The sequence below is a fragment of the Cupriavidus basilensis OR16 genome (assembly GCF_000243095.1).
Lineage (GTDB): Bacteria > Pseudomonadota > Gammaproteobacteria > Burkholderiales > Burkholderiaceae > Cupriavidus > Cupriavidus basilensis_D.
In genome coordinates this window covers 13,941-36,804 of record NZ_AHJE01000020.1, presented here as the reverse complement: position 1 = coordinate 36,804, position 22,864 = coordinate 13,941, and the positions used below count along the sequence as shown (strand labels likewise).

At 65.0% G+C, this 22,864-nt stretch carries 19 protein-coding genes and 2 pseudogenes; 10 read left to right on the top strand and 11 right to left on the bottom strand.

Annotation, left to right across the window (positions count from 1 at the left end; all coding sequences use genetic code 11):
- The first annotated feature begins 60 nt into the window (after window positions 1–60).
- From argF to OR16_RS08355, 3 genes are all read left to right on the top strand, one after another.
- A complete protein-coding gene (argF, locus tag OR16_RS08365; RefSeq protein ID WP_006157535.1) occupies window positions 61–984 on the top strand; it encodes an ornithine carbamoyltransferase in 924 nt (307 codons plus the stop codon).
- A gap of 189 nt (window positions 985–1,173) precedes the next feature.
- Window positions 1,174–2,403: an argininosuccinate synthase gene (locus tag OR16_RS08360; protein ID WP_006157534.1), complete on the top strand. Its 1,230-nt coding sequence runs from the start codon at window positions 1,174–1,176 to the stop codon at window positions 2,401–2,403.
- Between the two features lie 117 nt (window positions 2,404–2,520).
- Window positions 2,521–2,832: a pyrimidine/purine nucleoside phosphorylase gene (locus tag OR16_RS08355; RefSeq protein WP_006157533.1), complete on the top strand. Its 312-nt coding sequence runs from the start codon at window positions 2,521–2,523 to the stop codon at window positions 2,830–2,832.
- 36 nt (window positions 2,833–2,868) lie between these two features.
- Here the strand turns inward: OR16_RS08355 and murB are convergent, their stop codons facing one another.
- The gene (gene murB, locus OR16_RS08350; protein ID WP_006157532.1) at window positions 2,869–3,888 is read right to left on the bottom strand and encodes a UDP-N-acetylmuramate dehydrogenase; all 1,020 of its coding nucleotides are present in this window, start codon (window positions 3,886–3,888) and stop codon (window positions 2,869–2,871) included.
- A gap of 168 nt (window positions 3,889–4,056) precedes the next feature.
- Here murB and OR16_RS08345 point away from each other — a divergent pair, with 168 nt between their 5' ends.
- On the top strand, window positions 4,057–4,542 hold the full coding sequence (locus OR16_RS08345; protein ID WP_006157531.1) for a YajQ family cyclic di-GMP-binding protein: 486 nt from the start codon (window positions 4,057–4,059) through the stop codon (window positions 4,540–4,542).
- A 52-nt stretch (window positions 4,543–4,594) separates the two neighbouring features.
- Here OR16_RS08345 and OR16_RS08340 read toward each other — a convergent pair whose 3' ends face one another.
- The 3 genes from OR16_RS08340 to OR16_RS08330 form a co-directional block, all read right to left on the bottom strand.
- Window positions 4,595–5,044, bottom strand: a complete 450-nt coding sequence (locus OR16_RS08340; RefSeq protein ID WP_006157530.1) for a DUF192 domain-containing protein — start codon at window positions 5,042–5,044, stop codon at window positions 4,595–4,597.
- A gap of 187 nt (window positions 5,045–5,231) precedes the next feature.
- Window positions 5,232–5,462: a hypothetical protein gene (locus OR16_RS08335; protein ID WP_006157529.1), complete on the bottom strand. Its 231-nt coding sequence runs from the start codon at window positions 5,460–5,462 to the stop codon at window positions 5,232–5,234.
- A 103-nt stretch (window positions 5,463–5,565) separates the two neighbouring features.
- On the bottom strand, window positions 5,566–6,240 hold the full coding sequence (locus tag OR16_RS08330) for a pseudouridine synthase (RefSeq protein ID WP_006157528.1): 675 nt from the start codon (window positions 6,238–6,240) through the stop codon (window positions 5,566–5,568).
- A gap of 308 nt (window positions 6,241–6,548) precedes the next feature.
- On the opposite strand from OR16_RS08330, the gene icd reads away from it, so the two are divergent.
- The gene (gene icd, locus OR16_RS08325; RefSeq protein WP_006157527.1) at window positions 6,549–7,799 is read left to right on the top strand and encodes an NADP-dependent isocitrate dehydrogenase; all 1,251 of its coding nucleotides are present in this window, start codon (window positions 6,549–6,551) and stop codon (window positions 7,797–7,799) included.
- A gap of 509 nt (window positions 7,800–8,308) precedes the next feature.
- Here the strand turns inward: icd and OR16_RS08320 are convergent.
- Window positions 8,309–8,515 carry a cold-shock protein gene (locus tag OR16_RS08320; RefSeq protein WP_006157526.1) on the bottom strand — a complete coding sequence of 69 codons (207 nt, stop codon included), beginning with the start codon at window positions 8,513–8,515 and terminating at the stop codon, window positions 8,309–8,311.
- Between the two features lie 521 nt (window positions 8,516–9,036).
- On the opposite strand from OR16_RS08320, the gene clpS reads away from it, so the two are divergent.
- The 4 genes and pseudogenes from clpS (at window position 9,037) to OR16_RS08300 (ending at window position 13,582) form a co-directional block, all read left to right on the top strand.
- On the top strand, window positions 9,037–9,363 hold the full coding sequence (clpS, locus tag OR16_RS08315; RefSeq protein WP_006157525.1) for an ATP-dependent Clp protease adapter ClpS: 327 nt from the start codon (window positions 9,037–9,039) through the stop codon (window positions 9,361–9,363).
- Window positions 9,360–11,560: pseudogene (locus OR16_RS08310) on the top strand (AAA family ATPase). The gene clpS and the pseudogene OR16_RS08310 overlap by 4 nt, the downstream one beginning before the upstream one ends.
- Before the next feature lie 151 nt (window positions 11,561–11,711).
- Window positions 11,712–12,725 (top strand): Bug family tripartite tricarboxylate transporter substrate binding protein, encoded by a 1,014-nt coding sequence (locus tag OR16_RS08305; protein ID WP_006157524.1) that lies wholly within the window; start codon window positions 11,712–11,714, stop codon window positions 12,723–12,725.
- Between the two features lie 14 nt (window positions 12,726–12,739).
- Window positions 12,740–13,582, top strand: a complete 843-nt coding sequence (locus OR16_RS08300; protein WP_006157523.1) for a VOC family protein — start codon at window positions 12,740–12,742, stop codon at window positions 13,580–13,582.
- A 35-nt stretch (window positions 13,583–13,617) separates the two neighbouring features.
- Here the strand turns inward: OR16_RS08300 and dut are convergent, their stop codons facing one another.
- From dut to OR16_RS08270, 6 genes are all read right to left on the bottom strand, one after another.
- Complete coding sequence (gene dut / locus OR16_RS08295; protein WP_006157522.1) at window positions 13,618–14,118, bottom strand: dUTP diphosphatase; 501 nt, start codon at window positions 14,116–14,118, stop codon at window positions 13,618–13,620.
- Window positions 14,119–14,205: 87 nt separating this feature from the next.
- Window positions 14,206–15,228 carry an LLM class flavin-dependent oxidoreductase gene (locus tag OR16_RS08290; RefSeq protein WP_006157521.1) on the bottom strand — a complete coding sequence of 341 codons (1,023 nt, stop codon included), beginning with the start codon at window positions 15,226–15,228 and terminating at the stop codon, window positions 14,206–14,208.
- Between the two features lie 46 nt (window positions 15,229–15,274).
- Complete coding sequence (gene coaBC, locus OR16_RS08285) at window positions 15,275–16,471, bottom strand: bifunctional phosphopantothenoylcysteine decarboxylase/phosphopantothenate--cysteine ligase CoaBC (RefSeq protein WP_006157520.1); 1,197 nt, start codon at window positions 16,469–16,471, stop codon at window positions 15,275–15,277.
- Window positions 16,472–16,687: 216 nt separating this feature from the next.
- Window positions 16,688–17,155 (bottom strand): signal peptidase II, encoded by a 468-nt coding sequence (lspA, locus tag OR16_RS08280; RefSeq protein ID WP_006157519.1) that lies wholly within the window; start codon window positions 17,153–17,155, stop codon window positions 16,688–16,690.
- Complete coding sequence (ileS, locus tag OR16_RS08275) at window positions 17,133–20,024, bottom strand: isoleucine--tRNA ligase (RefSeq protein ID WP_006157518.1); 2,892 nt, start codon at window positions 20,022–20,024, stop codon at window positions 17,133–17,135. Before ileS ends, lspA begins: the two co-directional genes overlap by 23 nt.
- Window positions 20,025–20,172: 148 nt before the next feature.
- Window positions 20,173–21,180 (bottom strand): bifunctional riboflavin kinase/FAD synthetase, encoded by a 1,008-nt coding sequence (locus OR16_RS08270; RefSeq protein WP_006157517.1) that lies wholly within the window; start codon window positions 21,178–21,180, stop codon window positions 20,173–20,175.
- Window positions 21,181–21,328: 148 nt separating this feature from the next.
- Between OR16_RS08270 and OR16_RS08265 the strand changes: the two are divergent.
- A pseudogene (locus OR16_RS08265) lies at window positions 21,329–22,843 on the top strand (sensor histidine kinase); the annotation flags it as partial.
- Between the last annotated feature and the right edge of the window lie 21 nt (window positions 22,844–22,864).

Here is a 22,864-nt window from a genome sequence, read left to right as displayed (position 1 = left end):
ATGGCCAGGTCATGAACCCTTCATGGCGGCATGCCACCACCGAGCCGCCTTCTTTGTTTTATGAGCCCAACTTCGATCAAGCATTACCTCCAGTTCAGCGACCTGACTCCCGACGAGTACGAGTACCTGCTGGACCGCGCACGGATTCTGAAGACCAAGTTCAAGAACTACGAGACATGGCATCCGCTGCACGACCGCACGCTGTCCATGATCTTCGAGAAAAACTCGACTCGTACGCGCTTGTCGGTCGAGGCCGGCATCCACCAGCTCGGTGGCCACGCCGTTTTCCTCAACACCCGCGACTCGCAACTGGGGCGCGGCGAGCCGATCGAGGATGCGGCGCAGGTGATCTCGCGCATGGTCGACATCATCATGATCCGCACCTTCGGCCAGGAAATCATCGAGCGATTCGCTGCGCATTCGCGGGTGCCGGTGATCAACGGGCTGACCAACGAATACCATCCCTGCCAGGTGCTGGCCGATGTCTTCACGTACATCGAGCAGCGCGGCAGCATCCGCGGCAAGACCGTCGCATGGATCGGTGATGCCAATAACATGGCCTACACCTGGATCCAGGCGGCAGAGCGCCTCGGCTTCACGTTCCATTTCTCCGCGCCCCCCGGCTACCAGCTCGATCCGGCCATGGTGCCGGCAACGGCCGCTCACCTGGTCAAGGTGTTCGACGATCCGCTGACCGCCTGCCAGGGTGCCGACCTGGTCACCACCGACGTGTGGACCAGCATGGGCTACGAGGCCGAGAACGACGCGCGCAAGCGCGCCTTCCAGAACTGGATGGTGACCACCGCCATGATGGATCGCGCCGGCGACGATGCGCTGTTCATGCACTGCCTGCCTGCCCACCGCGGCGAGGAAGTCGAGGCCGCCGTGATCGATGGCCCCAAGAGCGTGGTCTGGGAAGAGGCCGAGAACCGCCTGCATGTGCAGAAGGCGCTGATGGAATACCTGCTCTGCGGGCGTTACTGACCGCAGGCGGGGTGGCGCCACGTTTGGCGCACATGCGGTGCGCCGATCCGGTGCCTCCATGCCCGCCCGGCTCGCCAAGTGCCGCCCAAGCCGGGGCGGACGTGTCAAAATAGCGGTTTTTCCGCATCCCTTTTTCTCGCGTGACTGGCCTTGTGGCTGGCCGCGCTTACTTTTCGCATCGAGTCGAACATGAGCGATATCAAGAAAGTCGTGCTCGCCTACTCCGGCGGGCTGGACACTTCGGTGATCCTGAAGTGGCTGCAAGACACCTATCAGTGCGAGGTGGTCACCTTTACCGCCGACATTGGCCAGGGCGAGGAACTCGAACCTGCACGCCAGAAGGCGCTCAAGTTCGGCATCAAGCCGGAAAACATCTTCATCGACGACCTGCGCGAAGAGTTCGTGCGCGACTTCGTCTTCCCGATGTTCCGTGCCAATGCCGTCTATGAAGGCGAGTACCTGCTCGGCACCTCGATCGCGCGTCCGCTGATCGCCAAGCGCCAGATCGAAATCCTGCGCAGCACCGGCGCCGACGCTGTGTCGCACGGCGCTACCGGCAAGGGCAACGACCAGGTTCGCTTCGAACTGGGCTACTACGGCCTGGAGCCGGGCGTGAAGGTCATCGCCCCGTGGCGCGAGTGGGATCTGCTGTCGCGCGAGAAGCTGCTGACCTATGCAGAAAAGGCCGGCATCGAAATCGACATGAAGCACAAGAAGGGCGGCGCTCCGTACTCGATGGACGCCAACCTGCTGCACATCTCCTTCGAAGGCCGCCACCTGGAAGACCCCAAGGCCGAGGCCGAGGAAGACATGTGGCGCTGGACTGTGTCGCCGGAGAACGCACCGGATGCGGCCGAATACCTGGACGTCGAGTTCGAGGGTGGCGACATCGTTGGCCTGAACGGCAAGCGCATGACGCCGGCCGAAGTGCTGACCGAGCTGAACCGCCTGGGCGGCAAGCACGGCATCGGCCGCCTCGACCTGGTGGAGAACCGCTACGTCGGCATGAAGAGCCGCGGTTGCTACGAAACCCCTGGCGGCACCATCATCCTGAAGGCCCACCGCGCTATCGAGTCGATCACGCTCGACCGCGAAGTGGCTCACCTGAAGGACGACCTGATGCCGCGCTACGCCAGCCTGATTTACAACGGCTACTGGTGGAGCCCGGAGCGCCGTGCGCTGCAAGTGCTGATCGACCACACCCAGGCCAAGGTCAACGGCTGGGTCCGCGTCAAGCTGTACAAGGGCAATGTGATCGTGGTCGCCCGCGATTCCAAGGACACCCTGTTCGACAAGACCATCGCGACCTTCGACGATGACGGCGGTGCCTACAACCAGGCCGACGCCGGCGGCTTCATCAAGCTGAACGCGCTGCGCATGCGCATCGCCGAAAACGCTCGCCGCCAGCGCGGCGAGTAAGCCAGACTGCAGGCATGCAACAGAAGAGGGGCCGTCATGGCCCCTTTTTTGCGCCGCCTTGCCCGCCGATATTCCCGATTCAGTCATTCAGAACCAAGAGCATCAAGGAGAAATAGCGTGAGCCAGTTCGACAACGTATCCGTCGTCAAGAAAGCCAACCTGTACTTCGACGGCAAGTGCGTGAGCCACACCGTGCTGTTCCCGGACGGCACCCGCAAGACGCTGGGCGTGATTTTCCCCGCCGCGCTGACCTTCAGCACGGGCGCTCCGGAAATCATGGAAATCAATGGTGGCGTGTGCCGCGTGAAGCTGGCTGGCGAAGACCAGTGGCATACCTATGGCGCCGGCCAGCAGTTCAACGTGCCCGGCGACAGCAGCTTCGATATCGAAGTGACCGAAACGCTGGACTACGTCTGCCACTTCGCCTGAGCCAGGCAAAGCAGGCCGGCCCCCGTGCCGCGTGGCTTAAAGCACCACCGGCTCGGGCTCGATGCGCACGCCGAAGCGGGCCTGCACCGCATCGGCGATGCGGTTGGCCAGCGCCAGCAGTGCGGCTCCGGTGCCGCCGCCGTGGTGCACCAGCACCAGGGCCTGCTTGCCGTAGACGCCCACCGGGCCGTCGCTCAAGCCCTTGAATCCGCACTGATCGATCATCCAGCCGGCAGCCAGCTTGTAGCTGCCGTCGGGCTGCGCATGGCTGACCAGGTTGGGATACTGCACCAGCAACGCGTCGCGCTGCCCGGCGCTCACCACCGGGTTCTTGAAGAAGCTGCCGGCATTGCCGACCTGTGCAGGGTCTGGCAGCTTGCGCGAGCGGATCGCAATCACGGCGTCGCGGATACCGTGCGCCGTAGGCGCCGCCGCAGCACCCTCCGTGGCCAGCTCGCGCGCCAGTTCCGCATAGCCCAGCACTGGCTGCCAAGGCAGCGGCAGGCGCAGCGTGACCGCGGTAATGATGTAGCGGTCTCGGCCCTCCTGCTTGAACAGGCTGTCGCGGTAGGCGAACCGGCATTGCGCCAGCGTCAGGCAGACGAATTCGCCGCCGTGCCGGTCAAATGCGCGCAGGCTGTAGAAGCGCTCGCGCAGCTCCACGCCATAGGCGCCAATGTTCTGGATCGGCGCGGCGCCTGCGGTGCCGGGGATCAGGGCCAGGTTTTCCAGGCCCGGGAAGCCGTCGGCGATGGTGCGGCAGACCAGCGCATGCCAGTTCTCGCCGGCGCCGGCCGTCACCAGGTGGGCGTCGGCGCCGGTGGCCACCGCGTAGCCAGGGATCTCCATCAACAGCACCAGCGCGTCGAGGTCCTGCGTCAGCACCACATTGCTGCCGCCGCCGAGCACAACCAGCGGCAGGCCCTGGGCGCGGGGATCGGCCAGGGCCGCCAGCAGGTCGGCTTCGCTGCGCACGTGCACGGCAAAGCGCGCGCGCACGTCGAATCCGAATGTATTGTGGCGGCGCAGGGGATAAAATTCGAGGAAATCTGCCATGCAAGGGAAAGGTGAAGCGGCCGCCGTGGTCGACGGCACCGGACTGCAGGGTAGGCTGGATTATACGTAAGCGCCGCCGCCAGCCGGCGTGCGCGCAGGACAAGGCCCGCAGGACCATGCGGGCAAGTGGCAATACACAGCAACACGCAGCAAGACAAGGAGAATGCAATGCCGTCGTTTGACGTAGTGTGCGAAGCGAACATGATCGAGGTGAAGAACTCGGTCGAGCAGGCCAACAAGGAAATCACGAACCGTTTCGACTTCAAGGGTTCGGATTCGCGGGTCGAGCACAAGGAGAACGAGCTCACCGCCTTCGCCGATGACGATTTCAAGCTCGGCCAGGTCAAGGACGTGCTGATCAGCAAGATGGCCAAGCGCAATGTCGACGTGCGCTTCCTCGATTACGGCAAGACCGAGCGCATCGGTGGCGACAAGGTCAAGCAGGTCATCACCATCAAGAAGGGCGTCACCGGCGATCTGTCAAAGAAGATCGTCAAGATGATCAAGGACAGCAAGATCAAGGTGCAGGCCAGCATCCAGGGTGACGCGGTGCGTGTCACGGGCACCAAGCGCGACGATCTGCAGAGCGTGATCGCGCTGCTGCGCAAGGACGTCCCCGAAGCACCGCTGGACTTCAACAACTTCCGCGACTGATCTCGTCGCCGGCAGGCGCGGCAGCCATGCTGCCGCGCGCCTGCCTCTTTCCTTAGCGCGCCTGCGGCAGGCCGCCGATCTTCGCGCCGGCCTTCAGGCCCTTCTGCGCAAACCAGCCCTTGTTCATCTCCAGCGCGTAGCGCACGGCCGCGCGCGGGCAGTGGTTGTCCTCGGTCTGGGGCGCCATGTCTTCAATATTGACGATGGACCCGTCATCGGCCAGGAAGGCGATCGACAGTGGCAGGTCGGTATTCTTCATCCAGAAGCAGTGTCCGGCTTTCTCGTCGAACACGAACAGCATGCCCTCGTTGGCGGGCATGGTCTTGCGGTACATCAGGCCGAGCTCGCGGGCGTCCGGCGTGGCGGCGATTTCCGCCTTGATCGCGTACATGCCAGCGGTGAGTTGCCTGACCGGCAAGCTGGCCGGGGACTGGGCGCAGGCGGCGGCCATGGCGGCGAGGGCGCAGCTGCCGACGAGCAGGTTCTTGAGGAAAGGGCGCATGAGTTGGAGCAGCGAATGACGGGTACGGGACAGCCGCCAGCATAGCGCAGCTACCGCGCGAGCGGCACGGACAAATATTCCACTTCGTTGCGGCAGGCCTGATTGTCGCGGGCAAGAAAAAAGGCAGGCGCCTTGAGGGCAACCTGCCTTGCTTGCCGGGCGCAAAGCCCGGCCTGCCTGCAAACTCTTACTTCGTTGCAGCAGCGTCGGCCTTGGCAGCCGGAGCAGCCTTGGTCTTGCTGTGAGCGTGCTTCTTGGACTTCTTGGTGCTCTTCGTCGCGGGCTTTGCAGCCGGTGCTTCGGCGGCAGGCGCTGCAGCAGCCGGGGCTGCCGGGGCTGCCGGCGCGGGTGCGGCGGCTTGGGCGAAAACGCCGGTGGCGAACAGGCCGGCAACCAGAGCAGCGATCAGTTTGTTCATGCTTAACTACCTCGAAGGTAAATCGATTCGGAAGAGTTGACTCGTATGCGACGCGTCAGTGTCAAAAACGAAACGAGGTGGTGAGCCGTTGACCCGCGACTTGTTAATTTTTGTAACTTTTTGCGCGAGGGCGCGCTTGGCGCCGCTCCGCCGGGCGGGTTGCCGACCCCGCTCCGCCTCCGCGCACGATCGCGCGGGGGCGTGGCGCGGCCGCGGCTTCCAGGCCGAGCGCGCTCGGGTCGATCTCGCACCATTGCCCCGGCGCGAGTCCGAGCGTGCGCAGGTCGAGCGCGCCAATTTGCACGCGCACCAGGCGCAAGGTTGGAAAGCCTACTGCCGCGGTCATGCGGCGTACCTGCCGGTTCTTGCCCTCGCGGATCTCGAGTTCCAGCCATTGGGTCGGGATGGCGGCGCGAAATCGCACCGGCGGATTGCGTGGCCACAGGAACCCCGGCTCGTCGATGCAGCGCGCTCGCGCCGGCAGCGTGCGGAAGTCCCCGAGGTCGACGCCATCGCGCAGTTGCGCCAGGGCGGCTTCGCCCGGCACGTTTTCAACCTGGGCCAGATAGGTCTTGGGCAGCTTGTGGTGGGGATCGGCGATGCGGGCCTGCAGGATGCCATCATCGGTCAGCAGCAGCAGGCCCTCGCTATCGGCATCGAGCCTTCCCGCCGGATACACGCCGGGCCGCTGCACGCAGTCGGCGAGAGTCGGGCGCGACGGGTGAGCGGAGAACTGGCTCATGGTGCCGAAGGGTTTGTTCAGTGCGATCAACGTCATCGAGAGTATTGGAGCCTGGCGCGCGGGCAGGCGCGCTAAGGGCGTCAGTATGCCGCAGCCCGCAGGGCGGCGCGGGCCCGGCCAGGATGGCGGATGATGAAAATTTGCTGCATAATACGAAATGGTCTTATGTCTTATATAAGACCAATATGCGTGTGGCGCATAGCCGCGCAGCGCAGCGCGTGGTGCGCTGCGGCATCGCCCCTGCGCCGATCGCCGTTAAAATGCCCGCGCGCCATCCAAATCTCGCCGTCTGGTCACGAATCCGGCGGCTCGTTGCAACCCCCCCGTTCCGTACTGGAGACGTCATGTATCAACACATCAAGGTTCCGGCCGGCGAAAAGATCACGGTCAACCAGGATTTTTCGCTGAATGTTCCGGACAATCCGATCATTCCATTCATCGAAGGCGACGGTACGGGCCTGGATATCACCCCGGTGATGATCAAGGTGGTCGACGCGGCCGTGGCCAAGGCCTACGGCGGCAAGCGCAAGATCTCCTGGATGGAGATCTACGCCGGCGAGAAGTCGACCAAGGTGTATGGCCCTGACGTGTGGCTGCCTGAAGAAACCCTGGAAGTCCTGAAGGACTACGTGGTGTCCATCAAGGGCCCGCTCACCACCCCGGTTGGCGGCGGCATCCGCTCGCTCAACGTGGCGCTGCGCCAGCAACTGGACCTGTACGTCTGCCTGCGTCCGGTGGCGTACTTCAAGGGCGTGCCCTCGCCGGTGCGCGAGCCGCAAAAGATCGACATGGTGATCTTCCGCGAGAATTCGGAAGACATCTACGCCGGCATCGAGTGGGAAGCGGAGAGCGAGCAGGCCAAGAAGCTGATCGCCTTCCTGCAGAACGAAATGGGCGTGAAGAAGATCCGTTTCCCGGATACCTCGGGCATCGGCGTCAAGCCGGTTTCCAAGCAAGGCACCAAACGCCTGGTGCGCAAGGCCATCCAGTACGCGATCGACAACGACAAGCCGTCGGTGACCATCGTGCACAAGGGCAACATCATGAAGTTCACCGAAGGTGGCTTCCGTGACTGGGCCTACGAGCTGGCACAGCAGGAGTTCGGCGCCGAGCTGATCGACGGCGGCCCGTGGTGCAAATTCAAGAACCCGAAGACCGGCCGCGAAATCGTCATCAAGGACGCCATCGCCGACGCCTTCCTGCAGCAGATCCTGCTACGCCCGGCCGAATACTCGGTGATCGCCACGCTGAACCTGAACGGCGACTACATCTCCGACGCGCTGGCCGCGCAAGTTGGCGGCATCGGCATTGCCCCGGGTGCCAACCTGTCGGACTCCGTGGCCATGTTCGAAGCCACCCACGGCACCGCACCGAAGTATGCAGGCAAGGACTACGTGAACCCGGGTTCCGAAATCCTCTCCGCCGAAATGATGCTGCGCCACATGGGCTGGACCGAAGCCGCCGACCTGATCATTGCCTCGATGGAGAAGTCCATCCTGTCGAAGAAGGTCACGTACGACTTCGCCCGCCTGCTCGAAGGCGCGACGCAGGTTTCGTGCTCAGGCTTTGGGCAGGTGTTGATCGACAACATGTGATCATGGTTCGGGCCATACCGGCCTGAATCAAAAACCCCGGTGACTCAGCGGTCTCCGGGGTTTTTTTGTATGGCGAAGCCGCCCTTTAGCGGTTCATGGGTAAAGTGCAACCCATTGGGTTACGCCGGGCGAGTGCTCTCGTATCGCAGCATTTCTCCCCTCGCTGCCAGTCGGATAGCAGTCGGCACTGCGAGTCGATGTCCGACGTGCAAGCACACATGCCAAAATGTTTGGGTAAGCAACAAACAGCCAGAATCGCGCGCGAATCGGCCAAAAAAGCGCCAAAAACAACCGGTTTTGCATGGCTGGCGCACAGACGCGAACGTCGAGCAGGCAAACAAAAAGCCCGGCATTGACCTGACCGGGCTTTTTGTCGGATGCGTTACGTACTGCTGTTCAGCCTGCTTGCTTTGGGGCGGGGCAGGCCGATCCCGTTCCGGGGATGATCCCCCGCATCCTGTCGTGGCCGCCTCAAGCTCTACCGGCTGGTGCGGCCGCGCACCGAATCTTCAGGCGTGATCCTGGATATTCGTGGCTTGTTTGCCCTTGGGGCCCTGGATGATTTCGAAGGATACGCGCTGACCCTCTTTCAGGGTCTTGAAGCCATTCATCTGGATGGCCGAAAAGTGCGCAAACAGTTCTTCTTCGCCGTCGTCCGGCTTGATGAACCCAAAGCCCTTGGCGTCATTGAACCATTTGACGATACCGCTTGCCATAAACTCCCCCAACAAAAAAAGCAGGATACGAGCGGGGGAAAGCGCCGCGGCCAGTGGGTGCCCGGCTAGTGTTCTCGCGCGCTGGCCGGATCAAACCGGATCGGGCGCAGAGGTACGACTGTGCGGACACCGCGTGGCGGCCAGTTTATGTGCTGACTCGCCGCCGCTGGGTTCGTGGGCCTCCCTGCTCACGGATCACTCAATCCGGATTATTGCTTGGCTCGCTTAACCGGACGTGAATGTGCGAACGATTCTTCTGTCAAACCTGCGCAGTGTCAAGTTGGCAGATTCCCCACTCCCGGTAGGGTGTGGCGGGAAAGGAACGGCTGTAGGTGGTATTTTGGAGGGGACGGGCGTACGGCGATGCCGCGCGCCCCATGAGGTGGCCCGCAAGGTGGCCTCTGAGGTGAACCCGGATGCCTTCGGCATCTCCGGAATTTGGATGGCCGCTGCATCGGCCTCTTGAATCCGGCGTCTTTTCCCCAAATTGCAGAGTTGTGCGTAAGGGTTAGAATAAAGCCATGGCTACACGGCTGGCAAATGTCCCACAACGCGAAGCAGGCACCGTACTGGAGCGGAAAGAGCAGGCGCTCAAACCGCCCGCCATGTACAAGGTGTTGCTGCTGAATGACGACTTCACCCCGATGGAGTTTGTCGTGATGATCCTGCAGCAGTATTTCAGCAGGGACCGGGAGACGGCAACGCAGATCATGTTGACCGTCCACCGGGAGGGTAAGGGGGTCTGCGGCATCTATACCAGGGATATCGCGGCAACGAAGGTCGAGCTGGTGTCAACCCACGCACGGCAGGCGGGTCATCCGTTGCAGTGCGTGATGGAGGAAGCATGATTGCGCAAGAATTGGAAGTCAGCCTGCACATGGCGTTTGTTGAAGCCCGGCAGGCACGCCACGAGTTTATAACCGTGGAGCACCTGCTACTGGCGTTGCTTGACAACCCCACGGCAGCGGAAGTCTTGCGCGCCTGCGCAGCCAATATTGAGGATTTGCGCACCAGTCTGAAGAACTTCATCGCGGACAACACGCCCGTGGTGCCTGGCACCGACGAGGTGGATACCCAGCCTACGCTTGGCTTCCAGCGCGTCATCCAGCGCGCCATCATGCATGTCCAGTCCACTTCCAACGGCAAGAAGGAAGTGACCGGGGCCAATGTCCTGGTGGCGATTTTTGGCGAGAAGGACTCGCACGCGGTGTACTACCTCCAGCAGCAGGGCGTGACCCGGCTGGATGTGGTCAATTTCATCAGCCATGGCATCCGCAAGGACCAGGCCGAGCCCGCCAAGCATGGCGACGGCACGGCCGAGGGCGAAGGCGGCGATGGCAAGGAAAGCCCGCTAGAGCAGTTCACCCAGAACCTGAACACGCTGGCCAAGGCCGGCAAGATCGATCCGCTGATCGGGCGCGAAAGCGAGGTCGAGCGGGTGGTCCAGGTGCTGTGCCGCCGCCGCAAGAACAACCCGCTGCTGGTGGGCGAGGCCGGGGTCGGCAAGACCGCGATCGCCGAAGGCCTGGCTTGGCGCATCACCAAGAACGAAGTGCCCGACATCCTGGAAAAGGCGGTCGTGTACTCGCTCGACATGGGCGCCCTGCTGGCCGGCACCAAGTACCGCGGGGACTTCGAGCAGCGCCTGAAAGGCGTGCTCAAGTCGCTCAAGGACAATCCGAACGCGATCCTGTTCATCGACGAGATCCACACGCTGATCGGCGCGGGCGCCGCTTCGGGCGGGACGCTGGACGCGCGGCCCTGTCGCGCCGTTTCCAGAAGATCGACGTGGTGGAGCCGTCGGTCGACCAGACCGTGCAGATCCTGCGCGGCCTGAAGTCGCGCTTCGAAGAGCACCATGGCGTCAAGTACGCAGCGGCGGCTCTGACCGCGGCGGCCGAGCTGTCGGCACGCTTCATCACCGACCGCCACCTGCCTGACAAGGCCATCGATGTGATCGACGAGGCCGGTGCGGCCCAGCGCATCCTGCCGAAGTCCAAGCAGAAGAAGACCATCGGCAAGGGCGAGATCGAGGACATCGTCTCGCGCATTGCCCGCATCCCGCCGCAGAGTGTCAACCAGGACGACCGCAGCAAGCTGCAGACCCTGGACCGCGACCTGAAATCCGTGGTGTTCGGCCAGGAGCCGGCCATCGAGGCGCTGGCTTCGGCCATCAAGATGTCGCGCGCGGGCCTGGGCAAGACGGACAAGCCGATCGGCTCCTTCCTGTTCTCCGGCCCGACCGGTGTGGGCAAGACCGAAGTGGCCAAGCAACTCGCCTTCATCATGGGCATCGAGTTGCTGCGCTTCGACATGTCCGAATACATGGAACGCCACGCGGTGAGCCGGCTGATCGGCGCGCCGCCGGGATATGTGGGCTTTGACCAGGGCGGCCTCTTGACCGAGGCCGTTACCAAGAAGCCGCACTGCGTGCTGCTGCTGGACGAAATCGAGAAGGCGCATCCGGATATCTTCAATATCCTGCTGCAGGTGATGGACCATGGCGCGCTGACCGATAACAACGGCCGCCGTGCCGATTTCCGCAACGTGATCATCATCATGACCACCAATGCGGGAGCGGAAACCATGAACCGGGCCACCATCGGCTTCACGTCCTCGCGCGAGCAGGGCGACGAGATGGTCGACATCAAGCGCATGTTCACGCCGGAGTTCCGTAACCGGCTGGATGCCATCATCAGCTTCCGCTCGCTTGACGAGGAGATCATCCTGCGCGTGGTCGACAAGTTCCTGATGCAGCTTGAGGAGCAGCTTCACGAGAAGAAGGTGGAGGCCAGCTTCAGCGACCATCTGCGCAAGTTCCTGGCCAAGAAGGGCTTCGACCCGCTGATGGGCGCGCGGCCGATGCAGCGCCTGATCCAGGACCTGATCCGCAAGGCGCTGGCTGACGAACTGCTGTTCGGCAAGCTGGTGTCCGGTGGCCGGGTCGTGGTGGATCTCGACGAGCAGGACCAGATCAAGCTGGACTTTGCCGAGGCTGCCGCGGAACCGCCGGAAGCGCCGGAAAACGAGAAGGTGGAAGTCTAGGACGAAGCGCGAGGGGCGGGCAGAGCGGACCTTGCCTGCAATTCGTGCTATCCTCGGGCAAAATACAGGGCGGCAGCGATGCCGCCCTTTTGTTTTGGCCGGGTGCGGCTGCGTACCGCAGTTGTGTTCCCGCCATCCGTCTGAGTACCCGATGTCCCAATCCCAACGCTCGCGGCAGCGCCGCCTGCTGCTCAAATCGCTGCCGCTTGGCGCGATGCCCCTGATTCCGGTGCCTGGGCTGGCTGCCCTGGGTGGCGATGCCACGACAGGTGCGTCCGGCCGTCCGATCGCCATGGTGTTGCCGTTCCCTCCGGGTGGCAGCGTCGATATCGTCGCGCGCCAACTGCAGCCTGGCCTTAAGAGCGGGCTCGGGCAGACGGTGGTGATCGACAACAAGCCAGGCGCTGGTGGCCTGATTGCGTCGAATACCGTGGCCCGGGCCAAGCCGGACGGTACCACGCTGTTGATGGCGTTCGACACCCATGCCATCAACCCGTTTGCCTACAAGAACCTGCCCTACGACACCTTCCGCGACTTCACGCCGATCTCGCAGCTGGTGCGTTTTCCGCTGGTGATCGCGGCCAACCCGTCGTTGCCCGCGTCCAACGTGAAGGAACTTGTCGCCATGGCGCGGCAAAAGCCGGAGAGCATCCACTATGCGTCCTCCGGCATCGGCAGCCTTAACCAGCTCGCCGCCGAGGCGCTGGCGACCGAGGCCGGCGTGCGCTTTCTCCACGTGCCGTACAAGGGCGGTGGACCGGCGGTGCAGGCTGTACTGTCCAATGAAGTCGACGTATTTTTCTCCAGCTATGCGGCGGTGCAGGCGCATGTGGCTGCCAAGACGATCAAGCTGCTCGGCGTGACCGGCAATACCCGCCTGCGCCAGTTCCCGCAGTTGCCAACCGTGGCCGAGCAGGGCTATCGCGGTTTCGAAGCCTATTCCTGGATCGGCGTGTTCGGCCCGGCCGGATTGCCGGAGCCGGTCGTGGCGCGCCTGCACGACGCCCTGGTCAAGTCGCTACGGCAGCAGCGCGTGGTCGATGCGTTGGCCACGCAAGGGTTCGAGATCGTGGGCGGCAGCCCCGCCGAGCTGGCCAGCCTGGTGCGCCACGAGCACGACAAATGGCAGGCGGTGGCGCGCAAGGCCAATATCCAGTTCGATTGAAGCGAGAGGTTGCGATGACGATGGAACCGCTAGACCACGCCGTGATGGTGTGTCCCGACCTTGACGCCGCGGCGCAAGCCTGGCGCGGGTTTGGTTTCACGCTGACGCCGCGCGGTTACCACACGCTTGGCTCGCAGAACCATTGCGTCATGTTGACGCGCGACTATCTTGAGCTGCTGCATGTCACCGCGCCCAGCCCGATGCGGCAGTATTACTGGGACGCGCAGGAGGCCGGCGGCGGTTGCGCGGGGCTGTCCTGCAAGAGCAGCGACACCTTCACCGCCGCGGCGCAGCTGCGCGGTGGGGGCTGGCACACGTCGGACCCGATCGAGTTCTCGCGGCCGGTGCGGCTGGACGATGGCACGGAGCATCCCGCCACCTTCCGCGTTGCCGCGATCGACGATGCACCGGGCGCGCGCTTCTTTATCTGCGAGCACCGCACTCCGGAATTGCTATGGCGCCCGGAGTGGACCACGCACGCCAACGGTGCCTTGGGCATTGCCACCATGTTCCTGGTGGTGGCGCCGTGCCTGGTGGAGGCTGCCGGGCGCGCCTATGCCGAACTGACCGGCGGCGAGATGACGCAACTGAGCGATCACATCTGCAGCCTGGCGCTGGATGGCGCCACGCTGGTGATGACCACGCCGCAGGCGCTGGCCGCCGCGACCGGCACCGAGCATGTACGCCGCGCCGTGCCGGGGTATGCTGCTATCCGGCTGCGGACCAGCGACCTGGCCGCGGCCCGCCGCGGCTGGCGCGAGGCGCGCGTCGGCGCGCTTGACCTCGGGCCCGACGAGAGCCTGATTCCTGCCGCGGCGGCCGGCGGCGTGGCCCTGCTGTTCGAGCAGGCGCGCTAACGTCACACCGCCCAAGCGCGGCCCTCCGGCCCTGCTTAGCTGCCGCTCTTGGCGTGATGCACGCCGGTGGAGCCGAAGCCGCCCGCGCCGCGCACGGTGTCTTCGGAGAATACTTCCACGGTCTTGAACACGGGCCGCAGCACCGGCACGAACATCATCTGTGCGATGCGCTCGCCCGGCTGGATCACGATCGGCTCGGTGCCGGGCGCATTGCGGTTCCACACGCTTACCATGATCGGGCCCTGGTAGTCGGCATCGATCACGCCGATCGAGTTGCCCAGCACCAGCCCTTTCTTGTGGCCCAGGCCCGAGCGCGGCGCGATGGTGGCCGCCATATAGGGGTTGCCCATGTGCACGGAGATGCCGGCAGGCACCAGTTGCGCCGGCGTGCCGGGCTCGATGGTGAGCGCGGCATCGAGGCAGGCGTGCAGGTCGATCGCCGCCGCCATATCGCTCTGGTAAGCCGGCAGGCCCCATTCGTGCAGGCGTGCGTCAAGCACCTTGATTTCGACGGTGGGGTTGGCTTCGAATGTCATGGCTGGTCGGTCCCGGAAAAACTAAAAACGTTGGCAACCCGAGATGATAGCCGAGCTTGGCGGCACCCTAGCCGCCCTTGGTCGCCCTTAGTCGCCCGACAGGTCGAACGCCTGCGCCAGCAACTCGTAGGTGCGCAGGCGCGCCGCGTAGCTGGCGGCCACGCTCAGCACCACCAGTTCGTCGGCAAGGAAGCGCTCGCGCAGGGCCAGCATGCGCTGCGCCACCTGCTCGGGCGTGCCGCAGATGGTGCGCGGGCGCTCGCGCTCGACGATCAGCCGGTCGCGCTCGCTGAGTTCGTGCTGCGCGGCCTGCGTGAGCGAGGGGATCGGCGCGTTGACGCCATAGGCCATCTGCAGCCGGCGCAGGTCCACGGCGCGCTCCAGCGCCGCCGCCTCGGCCTCGGTGTCGGCGCAGATCACGAAGATGGCCGCCGCGCTATAGGGCCGCTCGTCATAGCCTGCCGCGAAATCGCGGCGGTACTGCTGGGCGACGGCGTGCCCCGCATGCGCATTGATAAAGTGGGCAAAGGCAAAGCGCAGCCCCAGGCGCGCCGCCAGGGCGCCGCCGAAGTCGCTTGATCCCAGCACCCACAGCTCCGGCCGCGTGTCGATCTCGGGCTGCAGCACCACGCCCTCGGCGATATGGCCGGGCGGCACCTCGCCACGGAACAGCCAGGACAGGTCCCGCACTTGCTCCTCGAACTGGTCGCCCCGGTTGTACTGGCCCATGGCCACCGCCTGCGCGGTACGCATGTCGCCGCCCGGCGCGCGGCCCACGCCAAGATCGATGCGGCCCGGGAACAGGCCCTCCAGCATGCGGAACTGCTCCGCCACCTTGAACGGGCTGTAGTAAGGCAGCATGACGCCGCCCGAGCCCAGCCGGATGCGCTTGGTGACGCTGCCAAGCCGCGCCAGCATGACTTCTGGCGCTGGATTGCACACGCCGCGCAGCCCGTGGTGCTCGGCGCACCAGTAGCGGGTGTAGCCCAGCGCGTCGGCGGCCTGCGCCAGCTCCACGGTGGCGGCCAGCGCGTCGCGCGCGTTATGGCCGGCGATGACCGGGCTCTGGTCAAGTACCGAGAGGCGCAGTTTGGGTTTGCTTGCGGACATGTTCAGGGTCGGGGCCGGAGGATGTTCGGGGGCAGGGCGCGCGGATTCAATGGCACGCGGGCAGGCGCTGGGCGATGGCCGCAACCAGGTCGCGCGCCAGCGTCAGCTTGTCGGCGCGTGGCAGGCGCGTCATGCCATGGGCATCGAACAGCACGATCTCGTTGTCGTCCATGCCGAAAGTGTGGTGGCCGATATTGCCCACCAGCAGCGGCACGTTCTTGCGCTGGCGTTTTTGCTCGCCATATTGCTCGAGCTTTTCGCTCTCGGCGGCAAAACCCACGCAATAGGGCGCGTCCGGCTTTGCGGCCACGGCGGCGAGGATGTCGGGGTTCTGCACGAAGTGCAGCGTCGGCGTGTCGCTATCGTTGGCCTTCTTCAGCTTCTGGCTGGCGACTTCGGCGGGCCGCCAGTCGGCTACCGCCGCAACCGCGATAAACACATCGGCGCCTGGCAAGCCCGCCATCACCGCATCGTGCATCTGCTGCGCGCTTTCCACGTCGGTGCGGGCAACGCCGCGCGGCGTAGGCTGGCCAGTCGGGCCGGCCACCAGCACCACCTCGGCGCCGGCCTCGCGGGCCGCGCGCGCGATGGCAAAGCCCATCTTGCCGGAGGAACGGTTGGTAATGCCGCGCACCGGGTCGATGGCTTCAAAGGTGGGCCCGGCCGTGATGACCACGCGCCGCCCCGCCAGCGGCTTGGGCTGGAAGAAGGCGATGATGTCGGCAAGCAGTTCCGAAGGCTCCAGCATGCGGCCGTCGCCGACTTCGCCGCACGCCTGGTCGCCGCTGCCGGGCCCCAGCAGGGTCACGCCATCCTTGCGCAACTGGGCGGCGTTGCGCTGGGTGGCGGGGGCCTGCCACATCTGCAGGTTCATGGCCGGCGCCACCAGCAACGGACAGTCGCGGGCGATGCACAGGGTGGTCAGCAGGTCGTCGCACAGGCCATGCGTCAGCTTGGCAAGGAAATCGGTGGAGGCAGGTGCGACCACGATGGCGTCGGCTTCGCGTGAGAGATCGATATGGGCCATGTTGTTGCCCACGCGCGCGTCCCATTGGGAGGTGAAGACCGTACGCCCGGAGAGTGCCTGCATGGTCACCGGCGTGATGAACTGGGTGGCGCCTTCGGTCATGACCACCTGCACGGTGGCGCCGGCCTTGGTCAGCAGGCGGACCAGCTCGGCCGATTTATAGCAGGCGATGCCGCCAGTCAGGCCAAGGACGAGATGCTTGCCTCGCAGATCCATGGATATGCTCTTCGCTTGAAGTGGTTGTCCGGCAGTCGCGGCAGGCGGCAGCGCTTGCTACCCCTGCCTCGCCGGAGAAACATCAATAATACCGGCTTGCCCGCGCGCGCGTTGGCGGCGCTGGCGGCGCGCCTTGTGCGCCGCCAGCCTGCCAGTCGGGCAGCACCATGAAAAACGCCCGCATGACGCGGGCGCGGTTGGCGTGCCGGTGTGGCCTCAGTGCCGGCGAACGCGGCGCAGTTCGTCCACGATCAGCAGCACAGCGCCCACCGTGATGGCGCAGTCCGCCACGTTGAAGGCCGGCCAGTGGTAGTTGCGCACATAGAAGTCGAGGAAATCGACCACATGGCCGTACACCACGCGGTCCACCACATTGCCGATGGCGCCGCCAAGGATCAGCGAGATCGCGAAGCAGAACAGGCGCTGTCCGGTATGGCGGTACAGCATCCAGATGATGAACAGTCCCACCACCACGCCAAGGCCGGTGAAGAACCAGCGCTGCCAGCCGCCCGCGTCCGCCAGGAAGCTGAAGGCGGCGCCTTTGTTATAGACCAGCACCAGGTTGAAGAAGCGCGTCACCGGACGGGATTCGCCGTAGGCGAAGGTCCGCACGATGACGATCTTCAAGGCATGGTCCAGTTGTTCGGCCCGGCAGCGGCCATCAGGCGTGGCTCCTGTGTTCACCGGCGCCGAACAGGTTGCTGTCGCAGCGGCCGCAAAGGGTGGGGTGGGCCGGGTCGCGGCCGACGTCGGCGCGGTAGTGCCAGCAGCGCTCGCACTTGGCGTGCACCGAAGGCGTCACGGTGACCAGCAGGTCGCCGCCTTCCGGCGCCGGGGCTACCTTGGCGGCGGAGGTCAGCAGCACGAAGCGCAGGTCGTCGGACAGGCTTTCCAGTGCGGCCAGCACGGGGCCACCGGCCTGGATGGTGACTTCCGCCTGCAGCGAGGAACCGATCTCGCCATCCACGCGCACCGCTTCGAGCTGCTTGGTGACTTCGGCGCGCGCTTCGCGGATCACGTGCCACTTCTGCAGCAGGTCGTCGGCCTGGTCAATCGCCGGCACGCCGTAGTAGGTGCTGGTGAAGATGGTGTCGGTGTGCTCGGTGCCATGGCCGAAGATCTGCCAGGCCTCTTCCGCCGTGAACGACAGGAACGGTGCCATCCAGTGCAGCATCGCCTGGGTGATGTGGTACACGGCGTTCTGCGCGGCGCGGCGTTCCTTCGAGTTGGCCGCGGTGGTGTAGAGGCGGTCCTTCAGCACGTCCAGGTAGAAGCCGCCCAGGTCTTCCGAGCAGAAGGTCTGCAGCTTGGCGACCACCGGGTGGAATTCGTAGCCGTCGTAGTGCGACAGGATCTCCTGCTGCAGGCGCCCGGTCAGGGCGACGGCGTAGCGGTCGATTTCCAGCCATTCGGACGCCGGCAGCGCATGTTGCGCATGGTCGTAGTCGGCCAGGTTGGCCAGCAGGAAGCGCAGCGTGTTGCGGATGCGGCGATAGCCCTCCACCACGCGCTTCAGGATCTCGTCGGAGATCGACAGCTCGCCCGAGTAGTCGGTCGAGGCCACCCACAGGCGGATGATCTCGGCGCCCATCTTGTTCGACACGTCCTGCGGCGACACCGTATTGCCGACCGACTTCGACATCTTGCGGCCTTCGCCGTCCACCGTGAAGCCGTGGGTCAGCAGTGCCTTGTAGGGCGGCTTGCCATACAGCATCGAGGCGGTCAGCAGCGACGAATGGAACCAGCCGCGATGCTGGTCCGAGCCTTCCAGGTACAGGTCCGCCAGGCGGCCGTCCGGCAGGTCGGCCGACGCGTCGTACAAGTCTTCGCGGTGGGAGCCGCGGATCACGGTCCAGTGCGTGGTGCCGGAGTCGAACCAGACGTCGAGCGTGTCGCGGTTCTTCTCATACATGGCCGCTTCTTCGCCCAGCAGTTCCTCGGGGTCGAGCGTCTGCCAGGCTTCGATGCCGTGCACCTCCACGCGCTTGGCGATTGCCTCCAGCAATTCCGGCGTGCGCGGGTGCAGCGCGCCGGTTTCCTTGTGCAGGAAGAAGGCCATCGGCACGCCCCACTGCCGCTGGCGCGACAGGGTCCAGTCGGGCCGGTTGGCGATCATGTTGTGCAGGCGCTGCTTGCCCCAGGCGGGGAAGAACTCCGTCGCCTCGATGCCGGCCAGCGCGGTTTCGCGCAGGGTCGGGCCGTTGGTGCCGTCTTCATTGACCGGATCCACGTCCATGCCCGCGAACCATTGCGAGGTGGCACGGTAGATGATCGGCGTCTTGTGACGCCAGCAGTGCATGTAGCTGTGGGTGTACTTGTGCGAGTTGAACAAGTTGCCCGAGGCCTTCAGCACTTCGACGATCTTGGGGTTGGCGTCCCAGATCTTCTGGCCGCCGAACAGCGGCAGCGTGCTGGCATAGACGCCATCGCCCATGACAGGGCTGATGATGTCCTTGTCGTTCATGCCGTGCGCCTTGCACGACTGGAAATCCTCCACGCCGTAGGCGGGCGCCGAGTGCACGATGCCGGTGCCGGTATCGGTGGTGACGTAGTCGCCCAGGTAGATCGGCGAGAGGCGGTCGTAGCCCGCGTCCATCTTCGACAGCGGGTGGTGGAAGCGGATCTCCGAAAGCGCCGCGCCGGTCGTGGTCGCCAGCACCTTGCCTTCGAGCTCGTACACCTTGAGCTGCTCTTCGACGCGCTCGGTGGCCAGGATCAGGAAGCCGCGCGCGGTATCGACCAGCGCGTACTCGACTTCCGGATGCATGTTCAGCGCCTGGTTGGACGGGATGGTCCACGGCGTGGTGGTCCAGATCACGACCCAGCCCGGCTTGGCGGCGAGCTGCTCGGCCGGCACCTTGAAGGCGTGGGCGAGCTTGTCGGTCTCGGCGAAGGGGAAACCCACGTCGATGGAGAGATCGGTCTTGTCCTTGTACTCGACCTCGGCCTCGGCCAGTGCCGAGCCGCAGTCGAAGCACCAGTTCACCGGCTTCAGGCCGCGGAACACGTAGCCTTTTTCCATGATCTTGCCCAGCGCGCGCAGCTCGTCGGCTTCGTTGCTGTAGTTCATGGTCAGGTAGGGATGTTCCCAGTCACCCAGCACGCCCAGGCGCTCGAAGTCCAGCTTCTGGCGCGCGATCTGCTCGGTGGCGTAGGCACGGGCGCGCGATTGCACTTCCTGCACCGGCAGGCCCTTGCCGAACTGCTTTTCGATCTGGATCTCGATCGGCATGCCGTGGCAGTCCCAGCCCGGCACATAGACGGCATCCAGCCCGGTCAGGCCGCGCGCCTTGACGATCATGTCCTTGAGGACCTTGTTGACCGCGTGGCCGATGTGGATGTCACCGTTGGCATACGGGGGGCCGTCGTGCAGGATGAACTTCTTGGCGCCCTTGCGAGCAGCCCGGATCTTCTTGTAGAGCTGCTTGTCCTGCCATTGCTTGACCCACAGCGGCTCGCGCTTGGGCAGGTCGCCGCGCATCGGGAAGGGGGTCTCGAGCAGGTTGACCGGGTACTTGCTTTTTTCGGGCTTGGCGCGTTTGTCGTTGGACATGTCGATTCTCGGGGCAATTCGGTTGGCGCGCGGCACTAGCTCGGCTGGGTGCGGGCGCGCGGTACGGCGTGGACCGGCTGCGGAGGATGCCGCGGGCTGGCTTCGGGTTGGGGTAGCGACCCGGGTCCCGCCGCGCGGGAACGGGGCGCTAGCTAATTCGGTCGGTGGCGGAGGTGGCGAAGTCGCGGCTGCCCGCGGCCGGGGGTGTGTCCTCGGGCAAGCCTGGCACCGTCAGGCCGAAGAAGCTGCGGGCATCCGCGCTGTCCTTGGCAATGGCGGCTGTCAGCGCCTCCAGCCCGTCGAAACGTGCTTCGTCGCGCAGCTTCTTCATGAACTCGACCCGCACCAGCTTGCCGTAGACATTCTGCTGGAAGTCAAACAAGTGGACTTCCAGCAACACCCGCCCGGCATCCTCGATGGTCGGCCGCACCCCGATACTGGCCACGCCCGGTATGGCGTGCTCGGCCAGCCCGTGCACTTGCACCACGAAGATGCCGCTGACTGCCGGCCGCTTGTGGGAAATACGCAGGTTGATGGTGGGGAAGCCCAGGTCGCGCCCGAGCTTGCGGCCGTGGACCACATGCCCGCTGATGGCATAGCCATGGCCAAGCAGGCGGCGCGCGTGTTCGAGATCGCCATCGCCGAGCGCCTGCCGCACGGCGGAGCTGGAGATGCGCACGCCGCCTTCGGAGACCGAGCCCATCTGCTCCACGTCGAAGCCGAACTGGCCGCCGGCCTGTTGCAGATAGGCGAAATCGCCGGCGCGCTTCGCACCGAAGCGGAAGTCGTCGCCGACCAGCAGCCAGCGCGTGTGCAGGCCGTGCCACAGCACGTTCTCGACAAAAGCCTGGGGGGATTGCGCGGCGAAGTGTGCGTTGAAGTGCTCAACGACGACACGGTCGACACCGTTGCGGCGCAGGCTTTCCAGCTTGTCGCGCAGCAGCGCAATGCGCGTTGGCGCCTTTTCCGGCGTGAAGAATTCACGCGGATGCGGCTCGAACGTCATCACGCATAGCGGTAGCCCGCGTGCATCCGCCGCAGCGCGCGCGCGGGCGAGCAGCGACTGGTGGCCGCGGTGCACACCGTCAAAATTGCCGATGGTGAGGGCGCAGGGCGCCCGGCTCTCGGCGTTGGGCAGGCCACGGAAGACTTTCACGAGGACGGCAACAAGCGTTTGGGTAAAGCGAGCATTATAAGGCGAATGGGGGACAAATTTGGCCTGGCGGCGGTGGCGGACGTGCCGGGACTGGCGTTTTTGTGCACGGATCGACCCATTGGCGTGGCGTTGCGCCCCAAAAGGCGGCATGATACGGCGGATCGCACTCGCTGCCTCCAGCCCTCTCTTGAACGCGCTGCTAAACCGAATCCTGCTGCCGCCAGGGCCTCCGCTCGATACCGAAACGCGGGCCAAGCTGCTGGCGACCATCCATCGTGTCTCCCCCACCGCCATCGTCGCGTCGGTGGTGCTGCCGGCATTGACCGCGATCGCCTTCTGGTCGGCCGCCGATCACAGTGCCCTGGTCGGCTGGTGCGGCGTCATGCTAGTGCTGACCGCGGCCACCAGCTGGTTCTATTTCGGCTACCTGCGCGATTGCGCCACCATGAGCCGCTCGGCGCACACCCGCAAATGGTGGGCCAATATGCGCGCGATGGCCTTCCTGACCGGGCTGACCTGGGGCAGCTCCGCGCTGCTGCATCTCTATACCGGCTCCACCGTCTTTTCCAGCGTGCTGTACCTGCTGGCGCTTGGCGTGCTGGCGGGCGGCGTTACCGCGCAGTCGCCGGTGCCGTCCAACCTGGTCTACGCCGGCATCCCGATCCTGGTGCCGAATATCCTGCTGGCCGAGTACGCGTTCCCGGGCCACGGCACCTATGTGCAGTTGCTGCTGGTGGTCTATGCCATCATGCTCACGCGCCATGCCCTGAACCTGCAGCGCACGCTGGTGCGGGCCATCCAGCTGGAAAGCGACAGCCGCAAGCTGGCCAAGCAATTCCAGGAGGAGAAGGAGAGGGCGCTGCATGCCAGCGAGGAAAAGTCGCGCTTCCTGGCCGCCGCGAGCCATGACCTGCGCCAGCCGGTGCATGCGCTGGTGATGCTGGTGGAGGCGCTGCGCGCCCGCAACAAATCATCCTCGCTCCATCCGCTGGTGGAGCAAGTGGCCGCCGGCACCCAGACCATCGACCTGCTGTTCCGCTCGCTGCTGGACCTGTCCAAGCTCGAAGGCCGCAAGGTGCTGCCCACGCTGGAGCCGTGCGAGCTCAGCCACCTGATCAGCGAGGTCATGAGCCAGTTCGCCGCCGACGCGCGCGAGAGCGGCCTGACCTTGACCCCGCGGGTGCCGGAAGAGCTGTACGCCATGGCCGAGCCGGTGCTGCTGCGCCGCGCGCTGTTTAATCTAGTGCAGAACGCCTTGCGCTATACCCGGCGCGGCGGCGTGCTGGTGACCGCGCGGGAGCGCCGCAAGCATATTCGCGTGGAAGTGTGGGACACCGGGGCCGGGATCACGCCCGAGCACCTGCCGGATATCTTCTCGCCGTACTACCAGGTGCACAACCCGCAGCGCGATCCGTCGCAGGGCCTGGGACTCGGGCTGGCGATCTTCAAGGAATGCGTGCGGCTGATGCGCGGCACCTACGGCGTGCGCTCGGTGCCGGGCCGGGGGTCGGTGTTCTGGTTCTCGCTGGCGCCGGTGGCGGCCGAGACTGTGGCGACCATCCGTACCGTGCGCGCCAACGCGCAGGCCGAGGACGCCAAGCCCGACAACCTGCGCGGCACCGTGCTGGTGGTCGACGACGACACCCAGATCCGCAAGGCGTGGATTAAAAAATGGGCCGGCGCA